At 64.2% G+C, this 18,487-nt stretch carries 10 protein-coding genes, 1 other RNA gene and 1 riboswitch; of the genes, 5 read left to right on the plus strand and 6 right to left on the minus strand.

What is annotated here, in order from left to right; translation table 11 throughout:
• The first annotated feature begins 20 nt into the window (after positions 1 to 20).
• Positions 21 to 135, plus strand: a riboswitch (glycine riboswitch).
• Positions 136 to 224: 89 nt separating this feature from the next.
• The 5 genes from gcvP (at position 225) to AC1PLU_RS16425 (ending at position 8,712) form a co-directional block, all read left to right on the plus strand.
• The gene (gcvP, locus tag AC1PLU_RS16405; protein ID WP_481106763.1) at positions 225 to 3,098 is read left to right on the plus strand and encodes an aminomethyl-transferring glycine dehydrogenase; all 2,874 of its coding nucleotides are present in this window, start codon (positions 225 to 227) and stop codon (positions 3,096 to 3,098) included.
• A 617-nt stretch (positions 3,099 to 3,715) separates the two neighbouring features.
• The gene (locus tag AC1PLU_RS16410; RefSeq protein ID WP_481106764.1) at positions 3,716 to 5,344 is read left to right on the plus strand and encodes a carboxylesterase/lipase family protein; all 1,629 of its coding nucleotides are present in this window, start codon (positions 3,716 to 3,718) and stop codon (positions 5,342 to 5,344) included.
• A 59-nt stretch (positions 5,345 to 5,403) separates the two neighbouring features.
• Positions 5,404 to 6,258: an aldo/keto reductase gene (locus AC1PLU_RS16415; RefSeq protein WP_481106765.1), complete on the plus strand. Its 855-nt coding sequence runs from the start codon at positions 5,404 to 5,406 to the stop codon at positions 6,256 to 6,258.
• A gap of 245 nt (positions 6,259 to 6,503) precedes the next feature.
• A non-coding RNA gene (locus AC1PLU_RS16420) (sX9 sRNA) lies at positions 6,504 to 6,577 on the plus strand.
• 26 nt (positions 6,578 to 6,603) lie between these two features.
• On the plus strand, positions 6,604 to 8,712 hold the full coding sequence (locus tag AC1PLU_RS16425; protein WP_481106766.1) for a catalase: 2,109 nt from the start codon (positions 6,604 to 6,606) through the stop codon (positions 8,710 to 8,712).
• A gap of 705 nt (positions 8,713 to 9,417) precedes the next feature.
• Here the strand turns inward: AC1PLU_RS16425 and AC1PLU_RS16430 are convergent.
• From AC1PLU_RS16430 to AC1PLU_RS16455, 6 genes are all read right to left on the minus strand, one after another.
• Positions 9,418 to 10,143 (minus strand): PAS domain-containing protein, encoded by a 726-nt coding sequence (locus tag AC1PLU_RS16430; RefSeq protein WP_317062212.1) that lies wholly within the window; start codon positions 10,141 to 10,143, stop codon positions 9,418 to 9,420.
• Between the two features lie 132 nt (positions 10,144 to 10,275).
• Complete coding sequence (locus tag AC1PLU_RS16435) at positions 10,276 to 10,758, minus strand: hypothetical protein (RefSeq protein WP_481106767.1); 483 nt, start codon at positions 10,756 to 10,758, stop codon at positions 10,276 to 10,278.
• A gap of 323 nt (positions 10,759 to 11,081) precedes the next feature.
• Entirely contained in the window at positions 11,082 to 13,202 is a 2,121-nt protein-coding gene (locus tag AC1PLU_RS16440; protein WP_481106768.1) for a S9 family peptidase, read from the minus strand.
• 176 nt (positions 13,203 to 13,378) lie between these two features.
• Positions 13,379 to 14,674: a carbohydrate porin gene (locus tag AC1PLU_RS16445; RefSeq protein WP_481106769.1), complete on the minus strand. Its 1,296-nt coding sequence runs from the start codon at positions 14,672 to 14,674 to the stop codon at positions 13,379 to 13,381.
• Between the two features lie 227 nt (positions 14,675 to 14,901).
• Positions 14,902 to 17,328 (minus strand): glucose/quinate/shikimate family membrane-bound PQQ-dependent dehydrogenase, encoded by a 2,427-nt coding sequence (locus AC1PLU_RS16450; RefSeq protein ID WP_481106770.1) that lies wholly within the window; start codon positions 17,326 to 17,328, stop codon positions 14,902 to 14,904.
• 301 nt (positions 17,329 to 17,629) lie between these two features.
• The gene (locus AC1PLU_RS16455; protein WP_427926509.1) at positions 17,630 to 18,475 is read right to left on the minus strand and encodes a transporter; all 846 of its coding nucleotides are present in this window, start codon (positions 18,473 to 18,475) and stop codon (positions 17,630 to 17,632) included.
• Positions 18,476 to 18,487: the final 12 nt, after the last annotated feature.

The following is an 18,487-nucleotide window of genomic DNA, read 5'->3' on the forward strand; positions in this document are numbered from 1 at the left end:
CTCAGGCCCGATACCATCCGCAGTACAACTCTGGAGAGACCGGCCGATGCCGGCGCCGAAGGGGCACGGAACGCAGGCAGGCCCAGCGCCACGCCGCGTTTTTAAACTCTCAGGCAAAAGGACAGAGGGGCGCGAGGAAGACTCTCGCTGCGACAGGAGGTGACGCGCTGTGCGCGTCACGCCGGTCGTGGTGCTTGTCGACCATTCGTCTGCCCCTGCCCCGGATGCCCGCCATGTCCCAGACCACGTCTTCCCTGCGCGACCTCGAACACCACAGCGCGTTCGTCGAACGCCATATCGGCCCCAACGACGCAGAAATCGCACAGATGCTGGGCGTGGTCGGCCACGCCTCGCTGGATGCGCTGACCGACGCCATCGTGCCGGGCAACATCAAATCGCCGGCCGCACTCGCGCTGCCCGAGGCGATCACCGAAGAAGAAGCGCTGGCCAAGATCCGCGCCATCGCCAGCAAGAACCAGGTGCAGCGCACGTTTATCGGCCAGGGCTATTACGGCACCCACACGCCCAAGGTGATCCTGCGCAACATCCTGGAAAACCCGGCCTGGTACACCGCCTACACGCCCTACCAGGCAGAGATTTCGCAGGGCCGCATGGAAGCGTTGATCAACTTCCAGACCCTGTGTGCGGATCTCACCGGCATGCAGATCGCCAACGCCTCGCTGCTGGACGAAGCCACCGCCGCAGCCGAAGCGATGACGCTGGCCAAGCGCTCGGCCAAGTCGAAGTCGGACACCTTCTTCGTGCACGACGCGGTGCATCCGCAAACGCTGGAACTGCTGCGCACCCGCGCCGAGCCGCTGGGCATCGTGCTGCGCGTGGGCACGCCGGAAGAAGCGCTGCAGGCCGAGTGCTTCGGCGTGCTGCTGCAGTACCCGGACAGCTTCGGTCACATCGGCGACCACGCCGCATTGGCCGATGCCGTGCATTCGCAAGGCGGATTGGTGGCAGTGGCCACCGATCTGCTCGCACTGACCCTGATCGCCGCGCCCGGCGAATGGGGCGCCGATATTGTTGTCGGTAACTCGCAGCGCTTCGGCGTGCCGTTCGGTTTCGGTGGCCCGCATGCGGCCTTCATGGCCTGCCGCGATGCCTACAAGCGCTCGATGCCGGGCCGGTTGATCGGCGTGTCGATCGATGCCGCCGGCAATCCTGCCTACCGTTTGACGCTGCAGACGCGCGAGCAACATATCCGCCGCGAGAAGGCCACCTCCAACATCTGCACCGCGCAGGTGCTGCTGGCGGTGATGGCCTCGATGTACGCGGTCTACCACGGCCCCGAGGGCCTGACCCGCATCGCACGGCGCACGCATCGTCTGGCCGCAATCCTGGCTGCCGCGTTGCGCGGTGCCGGCGTCAACGTGGGCGAGCGTTTCTTCGACACCCTGCACGTCAAGGCGATCGATGCCGATGCCATCCACGCCAAGGCCCGTGCGGCCGGCATCAACCTGCGCGCGATCGACAGCGAAGCGGTCGGCATCAGCCTGGATGAAACCAGCACGCGCGCCGACGTGGTGGCGCTGGCCCAGTTGTTCGGTGCCCAGGTCGATATCGATGCGCTAGATGCCGCCACCGCCGACGCATTGCCGCAAGGCCTGCTGCGGACCAGTGCGTTTTTGACGCATCCGGTGTTCAACACCCACCACAGCGAACACGAACTGCTGCGCTACATGCGCTCGCTGGCCGACAAGGATCTGGCGATGGATCGCACCATGATCCCGCTGGGCAGCTGCACCATGAAGCTCAACGCCACCGCCGAAATGATCCCGGTGACCTGGCCGGAATTCGGCGCGATCCATCCGCTGGCACCGGCCGAGCAGTCGGCCGGTTATGCGCAGTTGATCGACGAGCTGGAAGCGATGCTGGTCGAATGCACAGGCTACGACGCGGTGAGCCTGCAGCCCAATTCCGGCGCGCAGGGCGAATACGCCGGCCTGCTGGCGATTCGTGCCTATCACCGCGCGCGTGGTGAAGCGCATCGCGATATCTGTCTGATTCCCGAATCCGCGCACGGCACCAACCCGGCCTCGGCGCAGATGTGCGGCATGACAGTCGTCGTGACCAAGTGCGATGCCAACGGCAATGTCGACGTCGAAGACATCCGCGCCAAGGCGGAGAAATATTCCGAGCGCCTGGCGGCGCTGATGATCACTTATCCATCCACCCACGGCGTGTTCGAAGAAGACGTGGTGGCGATCTGCGAAGCGGTGCACGCGCACGGCGGCCAGGTCTACACCGACGGTGCCAACATGAATGCCCTGGTCGGTGTGGCCAAGCCCGGCAAGTGGGGCTCGGACGTGTCGCACCTCAACCTGCACAAGACCTTCTGCATTCCGCATGGCGGCGGCGGCCCGGGTGTGGGCCCGTGTGCGGTGAAGTCGCATCTGGCGCCCTATCTGCCCAAGACGCTGGGCGGCGAAGGCGACGTCGGCATGGTCAGCGCGGCCAGCTACGGCTCCGCCTCCATCCTGCCGATCAGCTGGATGTACGTGACCATGATGGGCAGTGGTGGCCTGCGCAAGGCGACCCAGGTGGCGTTGCTCAATGCCAACTACATCGCCAAGCGTCTCGCGCCGCATTACAAGACGCTGTACACCGGCCGTAACGGCCTGGTGGCGCACGAGTGCATCCTCGACATCCGCCCGCTGGAGAAGACCAGCGGCATCGGCGCCGAAGACATCGCCAAGCGCCTGATCGACTTCGGCTTCCATGCACCGACGTTGAGCTTCCCGGTCGCCGGCACCTTGATGGTAGAACCGACCGAAAGCGAATCGCAGCACGAACTGGACCGCTTCATCGACGCGATGATCCAGATCCGCGACGAGATCCGCGCCATCGAAGACGGCCGCCTGGACCGCGAGGACAACCCGCTCAAGCACGCTCCGCATACCGCCACCCAGGTGTCGGCCAGTGAGTGGACGCACGCCTACCCCCGCGAACTGGCCGCCTTCCCGCTGCCCAGCCTCAAACAGCAGAAGTACTGGCCGCCGGTGGCGCGCGTGGACAACGTCTACGGCGACAAGAACGTGATGTGCGCCTGCATTCCGGTGGATGCGTACAAGGACGACGTGGAGGCGTAAGCGCTGCCCTCTCGCGTTTACGTGTGGCATCGAAACCCAGCCCAGGGAATCCCGGGCTGGGTTTTTCGTTTTTAGCGGCAGCGGATGCAGTGAAGTGTTCTGGAGACATCACGCGTTCGAGGCAAGCGCCTGCGCCGTACTCGGCCACAGCTCGGGTCGGGAACATCACATGACGCTAAAACGCACTATCCCGGTCGCCTCGATAGGTGATTGAACGGCGTGGAGGCGTCAGTTGCAGAGCGGATGATCTGCGGCCTGGCTGCAGGGTCCTTGCCCGCCCACCATCGCAGGACACGCCGCAAGTACGTCCATGTAGGCTCTTCTGCGGCATCCATGCCGCATAAGGTCCCGCGACGGTGGGCGGGCAAGGACCTGTCGGAATGGTCGGAATGGTCGGAATGGGCGGTGTGCATGATTGCAAGCACTGCACGACGTGCACTGCTCGGATAACGGCGCGTCCGATCAGAGTTCTTCGATCCGACCAATGTCACTGCCATTGCTGACATCACTCCACTCGTCAGGCAGCCTCCTCGTTTTCCTTCCCTACACGTGCACTCGCGATGATGTGCGTCTGAGATAGGACACAACAGACAGTGATCAAGCTCGACAGACGCTCATTGAGACGCAAGCTGGCCTGCCTGCTGCTTGCAGGCCTGGCGTTGACTGCTTGCGCGCCGCGCCGCCCTGGCGAGGTGCCGGCGCTGGTGCATGCGCCCGATGCACGCGCCGATGTAGTGCAGACCGATGCCGGTGCGCTACGCGGCGTGCGTAGTGCGCAAGGGCGGGTGTTTCTGGGCGTGCCATTCGCCGCGCCGCCGGTGGGTGCGTTGCGCTTCCGCGCGCCGCAAGCTGCGCCAGCCTGGAAGGGAGTCCGCGATGCCACGCAGGCCGGGCCGGCGTGCCTGCCGCGTCATCGCTTCGGGCAGAAGCAGGTGTCCGAGGATTGCCTCACCCTCAACGTCTACGCGCCACCCGGGCAGGCGCCGGCGCATCCGCGCGCGGTGATGGTGTGGATCTACGGCGGCGCGCTGGAGTTGGGCAGCAATGTCGACTACGACCTGAGTGCGTTGGCAGCCCGGCAGAACGTCATCGTGGTGGCGCCCAATTATCGGCTGGGGGTGTTTGGTTTTTATGCGCATCCCGCGTTGGGTGGTGAAGGCGAAGGTGCGTACGCGTTGCTCGATCAACAAGCGGCGTTGCACTGGGTGCAGCGCAATATCGCCGCCTTTGGTGGCGATGCGCACAACGTCACCGTGTTCGGCGAATCGGCCGGCGCATGGAGTATCTGTTATCAGCTCGCTTCACCGGGCGCAGCGGGTCTGTTTCAACGTGCGATCCTGCAAAGCGGCAGTTGTCTTGCGAGCGATTCCAGCGTGCCGCGCAGCGAGGCCGAACGTGGTGGCGTGCGCATGGCGCAGACGCTTGGCTGCGAACGCGCAAGCGAGGTTGCCGCCTGCCTGCGCGCGCTCCCTGCCGACGCATTGGCCGATGCAAAACCGCAGCGACGTGGCTTGACCGGCAGCGATGCGTGGGCACCGATGTCTGGTGGCGACGTCTTGCCATTGCCGCCTGCCGAGGCGATCGCCAATGGGCAGCACGCGAAGGTGCCGGTGCTGATCGGCAACAATCGCGACGAAGGGCGCCTGTTCGCGCAACTGCTGTCCTATTTCGGCGCACTCACGTTGCGCAGCGGCTATGAGGCGCGCGTGCAACGCATGCATACCGATCCAACAGCGATCATGACGCACTACGCAGATGTCGCTGCGCAATCGCGCTGGCACGCGTATGCTGACATCGTCACCGATGGTGGCTTCGCCTGCCCCACGCGTCGGCTAGGCCGGGCGTTGCGCGATCACGCAGCGGTCTATGCATACGAGTTCGACGACCCGCAGGCGCCGTACGGTTTGTTGCGCTTGCCGTTTTCGCAGCCACTGGGCGCCTATCACGCCTCCGAACTGGTGTATCTGTTCCAGCGCCCGTGGGTACTCAGTGGCGAGCCGCAGTTCAGCCCGGCGCAGCAGGCGCTTGCCGATACCTTGCAGGATTACTGGGGTGCGTTTGCGCGCACCGGCGATCCGAATGGTGGCGGCCGGCCGCCGTGGCCGCGCTTCGATGGCGACACGCCGTTGACGTTGTCGCCGGGCAGGATCGGGGTAACGCCCGACTTCGTGCAACGTCATCGCTGTCCGTTCTGGGATGCGCAAGCGCACGCCGCGTCCACATCCGTGCAGCCACCGTTGCATTAGGGCGACCCGCACAGATGGCAAATAGTCGTTACACCAATCCAGCGTTATAGGAGTCACACATGTCCGAATCCACCTTGCAGCACTGCCCCGAGGTGCGCCTGCGCAATGGGCGCAACGTGCCCGCGCTCGGCCTGGGCTCGTGGAACCTGGGCCAGGGTCGACATGCGCCGCAGCAGGAAATCGATGCACTGCAGACCGGCCAACAGCTGGGCATGCGCTTGATCGATACCGCCGAGATGTATGGCAACGGGCGCTCCGAGCAACTGATCAGCCAGGCCATCGGCAGCGCGCAGCCGCCGTATCTGGTGTCGAAAGTATTGCCAAGCAACGCCAGCGCGCGCGGCATTGCGCGTGCCTGCGAAGCCAGCCTGCAACGGCTGGGCGTTCGCACGCTGGATCTGTATCTGCTGCATTGGCGTGGCGGCAGCGATCTGCGCGAAGTGGTCGATGCGTTCGAAGCCTTGCGCGATGCCGGCAAGATCCGCGACTGGGGCGTGTCGAATTTCGATGTCGAGGATATGCAGGAGCTGTGGGACATCAAGGGCGGACAGCATTGCCTGGTCAATCAGGTGCTGTATCACGCCGGCAGCCGCGGTATCGAATTCGATCTGCTGCCGTGGTGTGCACAGCACGAGGTCACGGTGATGGCGTATTCGCCGTTGGGAAGCCGCGCATTGCTGGATCACCCGGTGCTGCACGCCATCGGCGAACGACGTGGCGTGGCCGCAACTGCGGTGGCGTTGGCGTGGGCGATTCGCAGTGGCAAGGTCATCGCCATTCCCGAATCGGGAACACCTGCACACGTGCGTGCCAACGCAGCAGCGTGCACGTTGCAACTGGATGCCCAGGATCTTGCCGAACTGGACCGTGCATTTCCACCGCCAACGCGCAAACAGCCGCTGGATCTGTTGTAGCCAGCTCACAACAGTCGGGCTCGTTAGATGTGAGCACGTGCACTGCATCGGCACGTTGCGTGACACACGCAACATCTCGCTGCGATGCATCGCAAACTTCTGGCTGCATGTGAGTATTCGTTCGCATGCAGACACGTGTAATTAACAGCGCCGCTCCCAAGCTCGTTGATCAGCCCGCATCCCAAGAGCGACTAACAAACTACTGCGCAGCCGTCAGGCGAGCGCGGCCGGTGCTGCGAATCGGCATGTACCAAACGTACACTCCGGTTCTCCGCGCCTTCCGCATCATCTGACGACCGCTCGCTATCTGTTGTTGGCCGCTCTAGCCCGCCAGAGTGGAGTCCCATGCCCAAGTCCCCCAGCAAGCCCGCGCAAGTTCCTTCCATTGCTCCCGTCAGCGCAACACCCGAAACATTGCGCGGTACGGGCGATGAGTTGCATCAAAAAGCCGGTGGCACGCATCCGCAACTGACCACCAACCAGGGCATTCCGGTTGGCGACAACCAGAACTCGCTACGCGCAACGCCGCGCGGCCCGACGTTGCTGGAAGACTTCATTCTGCGGGAGAAGATCACCCACTTCGATCATGAGCGTATTCCCGAGCGCATCGTGCATGCGCGCGGCAGTGCAGCGCACGGCTATTTCGAGCTGACCAAGTCGTTGAGCCAGTACACCACGGCCAAGATCTTCACCGAGGTCGGCGAAAAGACCCCATTGTTCACGCGTTTTTCCACCGTCGCCGGCGGCGCCGGCTCGGTGGACACGCCGCGCGATGTGCGCGGATTCGCGGTGAAGTTCTACACCAAGGAAGGCAACTGGGATCTGGTGGGCAACAACATCCCGGTGTTCTTCATCCAGGATTCGATGAAGTTCCCGGACCTGATTCACGCGGTGAAGATGGAGCCGGATCGCGGTTTTCCGCAGGCCGCCAGCGCGCACGACACGTTCTGGGATTTCATCTCGCTGACGCCCGAATCGATGCACATGATCATGTGGGCGATGAGCGACCGCACGATTCCGCGCTCGCTGCGCATGATCGAAGGCTTCGGCATCCACAGCTTCCGTTTCCTCAACGAAAACGGCGACAGCACCTTCGTCAAATTCCATTGGCGTCCCAAGCTCGGCCTGCAGTCCACCATCTGGGATGAGGCGGTCAAGATCGCCGGTGCCGATCAGGACTTCCATCGTCGCGATCTGTTCGAATCGATTCAAAGCGGCGATTTACCCGAGTGGGAACTGGGCGTGCAGTTGTTCACCGAGGCCGAAGCGGAGGCATTCCCGTTCGACCATCTGGATTCGACCAAGGTCATTCCCGAAGAGCTGGTGCCGCTGCAAATCGTGGGCCGCATGGTGCTGGACCGCTGGCCGGACAACTTCTTCGCCGAGACCGAACAGGTCGCTTACTGCCCGGCCAACATCGTGCCCGGCATCGACTTCAGCAACGACCCGCTGCTGCAGGGCCGCCTGTTCTCGTATCTGGACACGCAGTTGAGCCGTCTGGGTGGACCCAACTTCCACCAGATCCCGGTCAATGCGCCCAAGTGCCCGTTCGCCAACAATCAGCGCGACGGCCATATGCAGATGGGCGTGCCGAAGGGGCGTGTCGCGTACGAGCCCAGCTCGCTGCAAGCCGATGCACCGCGTGAGGCGCTGCGCGGATTCCCGAGCCATGCGACACCTGCCGAAGACGGCGCCAAGGGCCGCGTGCGTGCAGAAAGTTTTGCCGATCATTACAGCCAGGCGCGCATGTTCTTTCGCAGCCAGACGGCGCCGGAACAGGCGCATATGGCATCGGCGCTGGTGTTCGAACTCTCCAAGGTAGAAACCCCACATGTGCGCGAAGCCGTCGTGGGCCATCTGCGTCACATCGACCCAGCGCTGGCACAGCGTGTGGCCGATGGAATGGGCATGACCACGCTGCCGCCGGCACCACCGGCTGCGGTTGCGCCAACCGACATGCCGTTGTCGCCGGCCTTGCAGCTGATCGGCAAGATGAAGGACACCTTGCAGGGCCGCACTGTGGGCATCCTCATTCACGATGGCTCGGATGCCGCTGCGATCAAGGCGGTGCGCAAGGCTGCCGAAGCTGCGGGTGCCACAGTGAAAATCGTCGCGCCGAAAGTGGGCGGCGCCAAGCTCAGCGACGGCAAGCAACTGGCCGCCGACGGCCAATTGGCAGGCACACCATCGGTTGTGTTCGATGCGGTGGCGGTGCTGTTGTCCTCGGAAGCGGCCAAGCTACTGACGCGCGAATCGGCTGCACTGGATTTCGTCAGCAACGCGTGGGCGCATCTGAAGGCGATCGCATACGACGACGGCGCGCAGTTGCTGCTCAAGGCTGGCAATGTCGGCAAGGACGCGGGCGTGATTGCAGCCGCAGATACCAAGGCATTCATCACTGCCGCCAAGACACGCCAATGGGCGCGCGAACCGAAGGTGCGCATGCTGGCGTAACCGCATCGGCGCAATCGAAAAGCTGCCTTGGGCGCGAGCGACTTTCTATGTGGTTTCGCGCCCATTGCATCTCATCCGCTACCTACTAACCGTTCTGCTTTGGCGAGGACACCGTGCCACGGCTCACTTAGCTTCTAAGCGCATTTAGATGCCGCTATGACTCTAAATCTTGGTCGTCTCGGAATGGCTGGTTGGATAGCGAGGAGAGATCAGTTGCAGAGCGGATGATCTGCGGCTTGGCTGGCGGGCCCTTGCCCGCCCACCATCGCAGGACACGCCGCAAGTACGTCCTTGTAGGCTCTTACGCGGCATCCATGCCGCGTAAGGTCCCGCGACGGTGAGCGGGCAAGGACCAGTCAAGATGGTCGGTTTGCATGGTGCAAGCAGTGCATGACGTGCGTTGTTCGGATAACGGCGCGTCCGATCAGTGTCGCAAGGCAAGCCGAGTAACACGCAGGCTTTCAACAAAGCAACCTACAAACTTTCTGGTGCGGTGTCCTCACCGATTGCGGGACCGTGTGGCGGCATGGATGCCGCCACCGAGCCTCCAGGGATGGATTCACGGCGTGTCCCGCGGGCGGTGAGGGCACCGCGCACTCGACTAACTACGCTGTTGACTCAATGCTCTGCTGCAGTGAGGGCACCACACACTCAACTAACTCTGCTGCTGCGAATTCGTCTTACGAATTCGTCTTATTAGGCCGCCTAAGAAGTTCCGGCAGGAAACTGCGCAGCGTTAGCCAGCGCGCGGTACTCGCGTGGCGTCATGCCAACCGCCAGCTTGAACTGCCGTGCAAAGGCGCTTTGATCACTGAAACCGCAGGCATGCCCGATTTCGGTGAGGCTCTTGTTTCCGTGCAGCAGATGCATCGCCATCTGCAGGCGTAGTTTGGCCAGCACCTGTTGCGGCGTGAGCTGGAATACCTTGCGAAACGAGCGTTGCAGTTTGGACATCGAAAATCCGGTGATTTCCACCAGCGCCTGCATACGGACGTTCTGTGCGTAGTTGGCGTTGAGATACGCCAGCGCAAGCCGCAATTTTTCGTACTGCGATTCATGCCCATCCTGCGGCCCCAGATCGCGCGAGATGCCGATGATGCCCTGTACCTTGCCGTCCACCAGCAGGGGACGTTTGCAGGTCAGGCACCAACCCGGTTCGCGGTTGGCGAACAGATGCAGCTCCAGCAGGTTGTCGATCACCGCACCGGCCAGCACTTGCTCGTCCTGATTGGCGTAATTGGCGCCCAAGCCGCTGGGATACACCTCGGCAACGCGCTTGCCGATCAACTCCTTGCGCGACTTCAGCCCCAGCCGCCGCAGCATGGTCTGGTTGACGTGGGTGTAGCGGCCCTCGCGATCCTTGACGAAGAACAGCACGTCCGGCACGGCATCGAACAGCGCTTCCAGATCGGCAGGATCGATGCTCTTCATGCAGGAGGATTCATGCAGGCCAATGGACTCGGGATCAGGAAAGACGCGACTGAGCTGTGCGCGTCACTGATGCACAGCGCAACGCACACAGCGCCATGATACGCCGCGCGCCTGGGCTCTACGGGACCACGCTCAGCGCGGCGTGTCGGCCACGTTTGCTGCGGCCGGTGCGGCCTTGGTGTCCACGGCCGACGCCGTGGGGTTGCCGATGCGATTCAACGGCACCTGCCGCGCTTGCCAGCTGCTCGCCACGGCCGCGCCGGCCTGTGACCCGACCTGTACGCGCAGCCGCGCACTCCCGCCGGGCGCAACGAATTCGACAACGCAATCGCCTGCGGCCATGCAGCTGTCGGCGGCCAGCGGGTCCACCGGCTGCCAGCCCTGCTCCATCACCGTCTGCGCGAACGCGCGGTAGCCCATGCCAGACTTCAGCGTGGCCGGCAACGGCACGCTCGGGTCGCTGGCTACAGTATCGCCACCGACGGCGGCAGCACCATTCGCAGGCACCGGCGCCGAAACAGGCGCACGCACAGCCGCAGGCCGCGATGCGGCATGCAAGGCAGGACTACAGAGTAGGACGAGTGCCAACAACGAGGGGCGGAATAACGTGCGCATGCAAACGGTCCTTGCGATCCTGGCAGGGAACTGAAGAAGTTAAAGAATCGCTATTTTGACATGGCTTGGATGCGCTGCGGCAGCCGTGGCCTGCCGGCAGTTAACCGGCCTTCGGCCCAAAATGGGCTGCCGACCCGGGCCAAGCAGCCCCATTGACCCGACGGGGCTTCATCGACATGGCCGATCCGCAGTTTGGGCAAGGCCGGCTGCACCTGCGAATGGCTGCAGACATGGCCGCTGCAGGATCGATCGCGCCGACCGACCACAGGATCCAGGCAGTGATTGCCCGGCACCCCGCACCAGGCGGGGTGCCGGGTGAAGCATCACTGGCCGATATGCTGCTTCAGCCAGCTGTTGACGGTGTCGTGCCACAGCACGCTGTTGTCCGGCTTGAGCACCCAGTGGTTCTCGTCCGGGAAATACAGAAACTTGGAGTCGATGCCCTTGCGCTGCAGCGCGGTGAACGCGGCCAGGCCTTGTTCGACCGGGATGCGGAAATCCTGCTGGCCGTGGATCACCAGCATCGGCACTTTCCACTTGTCCACGTGCAGCACCGGGTTGAACTTCTCGTAGCCGGCCGGGTTCTGCCACGGCGTGCCGCCGTTTTCCCATTCGCTGAACCACAATTCTTCGGTGGCGTAGCCCATGGTGCGGTTGTCGAACACGCCATCGTGATCGACCAGGCATTTCCATGGTTGGTTCCAGTTACCCGCCATCCAATAGACCATGTAGCCGCCGTAACTGGCACCCAGCGCGCAGGCCTTGTCGCCGTTGAGGAAGCCGTACTGCTTCTGCGCCGCGGTCCAGCCCTTCTGCAGGTCTTCCAGCGGGCGGTCGCCCCAATGCTGACTGATCGCATCGGTGAAGTCCTGGCCGTAACCGGTGGAGCCGTGGAAGTCGATCATCACCACCGCGTAGCCCTGGCCGGCATAGGTCTGCGGATTCCAGCGGTTGCTCCAGCCATTGCCGAAGCTGCCCTGCGGCCCGCCGTGGATCAGGAACGCCACCGGATAGGTCTTGCCTTCCTGATAGTTGTAGGGCTTGACCACGTAGCCATGCACGGTGTCATTGTTCCAGCCCTTGAACTGGAACTGCTCGTAGTCGCCGAACTGCACATCGGGCAGCAGCTCGCCGGCGCTTTGGGTAATCGCACGCAGGCCCTGGCCTTGCACATCGCTGACAAATACCTGGTCGCCGCTCTTCAACGAATTGCGTGTAAACGCCAACGTGTTGCCGGCCAGCGTCGGCGCATGCACGCTGCCCTCGCCTACCAGCTTGGTCGCATCGCCGCTGGCAATATCGATCTTGAACAATGGGTGCTCGCCGAGGTCGTCGGCGCTGGTGTAGAGGCTGGCGCCGTCATCGCTCAATACGATTTCGCCGGCCGAGCGGTCCCATTTGGGCGCGATCTCGCGGGTCTTGCCGCTGGCGACATCCATCGCGATCAGGCCGAAGCGGTCGGCTTCGAAACCGGGGCGTTTCATTGCGCGGTAGTACAGCGTCTTGCCATCGGTGCTGAACACCGGGCCGGCATCCCAGGCCGGGTTGGAAGCGGTCAGATTGACCGGTGCGGACTTGCCGGCCGCATCCAGCCGGTACAGGTCGAAGTTGGTCTGCCACGGCTCGTCGTTGCCGGTAGGCTTGCTGCCGGCCTTTGCATTCTTGCCTGCCTCAGGACCATGCGGCTGCGGCACGCGCACGCTGGCCACCACGCTGCTGCCATCGGGCGACCAGGTGTAATCGTCATTGCCGCCGAACGGCTTGGACGGCGCATCGCCGGCCAGCGTGGCGCTGATCGCCGAGGCACCGATCACCGCTTTGGCGCCGGCGGCAGGCAGGTCTGCGACGAACAGCGTGTTGCGGCGGCCGTCGTTCCAGGTGTCCCAATGCCGCACAAACAACTGGTCGTACACCACGCCGCTGGCCTTGGCGTTCTTGACGCTGGCGAGCTTGGTCTTGGTGCAACCCAGATCCGAGCCGCAGTCCTGGAACACGCCGGCACTGAAGGCAATGCGCTTGCCATCGGGCGAGAGCTTGTAGCTGTCCACATCCACCGCAAACGCGGTGAGTTGCTGCGGGGTAGCGCCGGTCAGCGGTTGCGCGTACAGCTGCTGGGTGCCGGATCTGCTGCTGAGGAAATACACGGTCTTGCCATCCGGCGACAGCGCCGGGCTGTTGACGTTCCAGCCTTCCGGAGTCAGCCGCTTGGGCGGCGCTGCATCGCGGGTCCGCAGATTGCGCATCCACAGACCGGTGGCCGGCTTGCCGTTGCTGCTCTTGGCCTGCCGCTTGGCAAATACCAGCACGCTGCCATCGGGGCTGAGCGTGGGTGCGGACACACGGTCCAATGCCACCATGTCGCGCACATCGAAACCGCGCGCGGCGGCAAGACTTGGCAAGGCGGCCAACAGACACAGGGGCAGCACGGCGTAACGAAGCTTCATCGAGAGTTCCCGCAACGGCAAAACGTCGATGGTAGGCGTTGCTGCAGCGCACGCGCAAAGGTAGGAGGTCATGCGCCCGCAGGCGCCGCACGTTACCGCGTCCGGCAGGGGCGCAATGCGCGCCGTGCGCATTGCGCGGTTTGGCAATGCGCACGGCGCCACGGCGCAGGTCGCGCTCAGAACGTGAGTTTGGCCTGCAGCCCAACAGCCAGTGCGTTGTGCGTGCGGGTATAGGCGTAGGTTCCGGGGTTGATGATGTATTGCACGTCCGGACGCAGCATCAGCCACGGCGTGATCTGCGCGCTATAGGCGAGTTCGTAGAGCTCTTCGGCAGCGCTCAGGCCAGCCAGTGGCGAATCGGCCGCCACGCCGGCATCGATCAACGCGACGCGGCGTGCATCGAGCAGCCGATGATTGATCCTGCCGGCCACATAGCCGAGTGCGATGCGGTCCTGCGTGCGTGCGCCGATGCCCTGATACACACCGCCGACCGAATACCAACGTGTCATCAGCGCACTGTCGTGGTCGCTGGCCATGTACTGGGCGAACCCGGTCAGGCCGATGCTGGCATCCGCTCCCGGAGTGAACAGTTTCTGTTCGGCCAACAGATAGGCGCCGTCGCGTCCGGTGCTGCGGCTGGTGTCCAGCCCGCGCCTGGCGACCGTTGAGGAATCGTAGTAGCCACCGAACTTGTACACGCCTGGATAGCGCGAGGCGGCCGGTTTCCAGGTGAATTCGAGCGGGAAGATCGCACCGGTGGTGCCGCTGGCGAACGGTTTGAACGCGTAGGTGTCACGGGCGCCGAAACCCAGATTCGGGTTGACCTGAAACCAGCCGGCATGCAGGTTGAGCTGCGGGGTCAGCTGGCGCGCGCCTTCGATGCCCCAGCGCGCGGCCGGGTAGTTGTACCAGCCACTGTTGGCCGAAAACGCCAGCGGATGCGCGCAGAATGCGGCATTGACGAAGTTCACCAACAGCGTGTGCGAGGCGAACTGGTTACCCATCGCATAGAAGCCCACTTTCAGATACGTGCGGCCCTGATTGAAGCTGCGGTCGTAACTGAACTCGCTCAGGCGGGTGTACTGGCCTCCATACACTTCCTGGATGGGGAAGCGATTGCCGACCAGGTCGGCGGAGGCGCTGCGGCCGCGGCGGTCGTTGATGGTGACATGCAGGCTGCCACCGTCCCAGCCGGCGAGTTTGGCCATGTCCAGATCCACGCCCACCCGCAGTTGCTGCGCATAGCGCGCACTGTTTTTTTCGTAGCCGCCGTCCACCACGCCAAATGTTTCGGACACGTAGTCGCCGCGAACACTCACGCCTTGCTCCGCCCAGGCGGACCGACGCCCACCCCAGTCGCCGGTCAGCGTGGTGTCGCCGGCGGCGACAGCGGTGGCCGGCAGTGCCAGCAGTGCCAGCAGCAAGGCGGAGCCCAGCGCACTGCGGCGCGGGAAGAAAGACAGACGATGCATCGTGGTTCTCTGATCGGGGCAGCGTGCACAGCCAGCGGTGGCGATGCAGGGCGGTGATGCCAAAGCGCCGCTGCGGTAACGGGACCGTTGGCCGGATGCGCCAGGCACCCGGCCATCGGGTTGCAGTCAACAACGGCTGACAACCAGTGCGCAGCCGTCAGGCGCGCTTGCTACGTTTGTTGGCCGCTCCAACGCAGCTGGCGACGTGGTCCTGCGTGGGCGGTGTGTCAGCGCGCGTCAGGCAAGGCGTAGGCGATCACGTCATCGCCACGATCGGGCGACTGCCGCGCACCGCCGGCACTGATCACCACGTACTGTTTGCCGGTCTTGTGCGAGACGTAGGTCATCGGCCCGCCCTGGCTGCCGACCGGCAGGCGGCCCTTCCAGAGTCCCTTGCCGGTGGCACTGTCGAATGCGCGCAGGTAATAGTCCTGGGTGCCGGCGATGAACACGAGCCCGCCCTGCGTGGACAGCGTGCCGCCCAGCGTCGGCATGCCGATCGGGATCGGCAGATGCATCTTGATGCCGAACGGGCCGGTGTCCTGCACCGTGCCGACCGGCACCTGCCAGGCGATGCTGCGCGTTTTGAGGTCGATCGCGCTGAGCGTGCCGTACGGCGGCGCCTGACACGGAATGCCCAGCGCCGACAGGAAGCGGTTCTTGTTGACCGCATACGGCGTGCCCTTCAGCGGCACCGCGCCCATGCCGGTATTGACCGCCTCGCCACCACCGGCCGCCTCGACCTTGCGGGTGTCGGCAGGAATCATCTGCACCCACAAGCCAAGGCGCATGTCGTTGGCAAAGATGACGTCATGCACCGGGTCGGTCGACAGGCCTCCCCAGTTCATACCGCCCAACGAACCGGGAAAGCTCAATGAGACATCGGTGCCCGGCGCGGTGTACAGGCCTTCATACCGCATCTGCTTGAACGCGATGCGGCACAGCATCTGGTCGATCGCAGTGGCGCCCCACATGTCCGATTCGGTCAGGTGCTTGGTGCCGATCTGCGGCATGCCGACCGACAGCGGCTGGGTCGGCGCGTACTGCTCGTGCGCAATATCCGAGCCCTTCACCGGCACTTCCCTGACCTCGGTCAGTGGTTTGCCAGTGGCGCGATCGAGCACGTAGATCTGCCCGGCCTTGGTGCCGATGACCACCGCCGGGGTGTGGCTGCCGTCCTGGTTGGGGAAGTCGATCAGGCTGGGCTGCATCGGCAGGTCGAAGTCCCACAGATCGTTGTGCACGGTCTGGTAGACCCACTTCTCCGCACCGGTGGTGGCATCCAGCGCCAGCACCGAGGCGCCGTAACGGTGATCGAGCGCGGTGCGCTCGGCGCCGTACAGATCGGTCGACGGCCCGCCGAGCGGCAGGAACACGGTGTTCATCGCCGCGTCGTAGGACATCGGTGCCCACACGTTCGGCGTGCTGCGCACATAGCTGCTGCCGGCAGCCGGCGCCTGGCGATCGTGCGGATTACCCGGGTCGAAGGCCCAGCGCTGCGCACCGGTGACCACATCGAAACCACGCACCACGCCACCCGGCATGTCGGTCTGCACGTTGTCGGCTACACGTCCGCCCACCACCACGGTGGTACCGGCCACCAGTGGCGGCGAGGTCAGTTGGTAGAACGGATCAGGCGCGGCGCCCAGGCCGGCCTTGAGATCGACCTGACCGTTGCTGCCGAAGCCCTGGCAGAACGCACCGGTGTCCGCATCCACCGCGATCAGGCGGCCATCGATGGTGTTGGTGAACAGGCGGCGACGGCAGTTTGCATCCTGCGCCACCGTCACTGCGGCGATCGGCGAGGGATTGGCCACGCTCGGCGCCGGCAACGCGGCATCGGCGTCGAAGTAGCCCAGGCCACGGCAGCGCTGCCAGACCGACGAGGTCGCATTGATCTCGCGCCGCCACAGCTGTTTGCCGGTGCTGGCGTCGAGCGCGATCAGATTGTTGTGCGGTGTGCACAGGAATACCTTCTCGCCCACCTGCAGCGGGGTCAGCTGGTCTTCGGCACCGTTGCCGTCGCTGTGGGCGATCTCGCCGGTGTGGTAGGTCCAGGCGACCTGCAGCCGGTCGACGTTGCTGCGGTTGATCTGGTCGAGTGCAGCGAAGCGGCTGCCGCCGTCGGTATTGCCGTAGGCGGACCAGTTTTGTTGCACGCTTCCAGGCGGCACCGCTGTCATGCCGGGCCCCGCGTTGCCTGCAACCGGCGGATGCGGCACGAACATGCCGCCGATACCGGCCAGTACCGCCAGCGCCAGCACCGTCGCCACGCCATAGGCTGTGCGCCCCGTCGGCAACGCCCGGCTACGCCGTAGCGCTGGCCAGGCCAGCGCCACCAGCACAGCGAACACCGCAGGCAGCATCAGCCGCGAGATCAGCGGCCAGAAATCCAGCCCCGCATCCCAGAGCGCCCATACCAGCGTCAGCACGAACGCGACGCCGTACAACAGCGCACCGGCCGGCCGACGCAGCACGATCAGCACACCTGCCACGGCGGTCGCCAGGCCCATCAGCAGGAAGTACCAGCTGCCGCCCAGGCTGGCCAACCTCGCGCCACCCAGCAGAAAGATCACACCCACCAGCGCGATCAGCATGCCCAGCACCAGCAGCAATGCCCGGCCCAGGACCGGCAACTTCGATTTCGTTTCCACGTTGCAACACCTCGATCAGGAGATTCCGCCCTGCATTGCGCCCGGCATTCCGATCTGGATGCTGCAAGGCGCTGGCAGGACGAGCAGTAGAGGCAGCATGACTGCCCACTTTCTGTCACTCCCCTCCCCGGCCCACGTACCTCTGGCGAGACCGGCACCGGCATGCCCGGCAGACTGACGGCATAGTGTCGCACCGCACCGGCTATTTATTACATATCTGAAGCGATTACCTGCGGAACACTGCAGTCCGCACAGGCGCGGACCGCAGCGGCTTTTGTGTGCGCAGTGCGCGTTGCGCGCATCAGAAGCGGTGCGACATCCCCACATACACCTGCGCGTCCGGGGTGCGGTCGTTGAGGCCGAAGTTGGCGCCCACATCCAGTTGCAACAGCGGGTTGATCAGATACGCAGCGGCGATGTCGGCCGAATACTGTTCGATGGTTTCGGCGGGGTCGCGATTGATCGAGGACCACACTTCCACCGCCATCGACAACTTCGAGGTGAGCGGATGCGCCAGGTTGATCGCATTGACGATGGCGACATGGTTGCCGCTGCCATCGCTGTCGGCCAGCCAATCCACCTCCGGCCCAAGGGTCAGCGAGAAGCTATTGGGCAACACGAAATTGATCGGCAATGCGACGCCGCCTTCCCACTCGTCGTTGCCCAGGCCGGTACGCGCAGTCGGTGCCTTGACGAATGGCAGCAACGCCACGCTGGCGGTGTCGCTTTCGTAGAAACGCGCCTTCATCCGCAGAAAGATATCGCCGCCGCCGCTCAGGCTGCTGCGTGCACCGGTAGCGCGATCGGTGGTTTTGACCTGCAGCTGCGGCGCCCAGTTGAGCTGCAGATCGATGCGGTCGCTGACGCCGTACTTGAGCGTGGGATTGGTGAAATAGGAGGTTTCGATGCGCGTGCCGGGCTGGCTGTCGCGGGTATAGCTGCCGATATCGGTTTCCAGCTGCCAGGCGCCGGTGGGCACGGTGCAGGTGGAATTGGCCTTGGTCGGGCGATCGGTACACAGCGCCGCCTCGGTGGCGTCTTGTGCCTGTGCCTGCAGCGCCAGGCTGCACAGCACGCCGGTCAGTGCGATGGCCAACAACGGTGCGCGTGGTGCGCGGGTGGAGCGCTTGGAGATAGCAGTCAGCATTGCAGTGGTTCC

The sequence above is a fragment of the Xanthomonas sp. NCPPB 2933 genome, assembly GCF_056725225.1.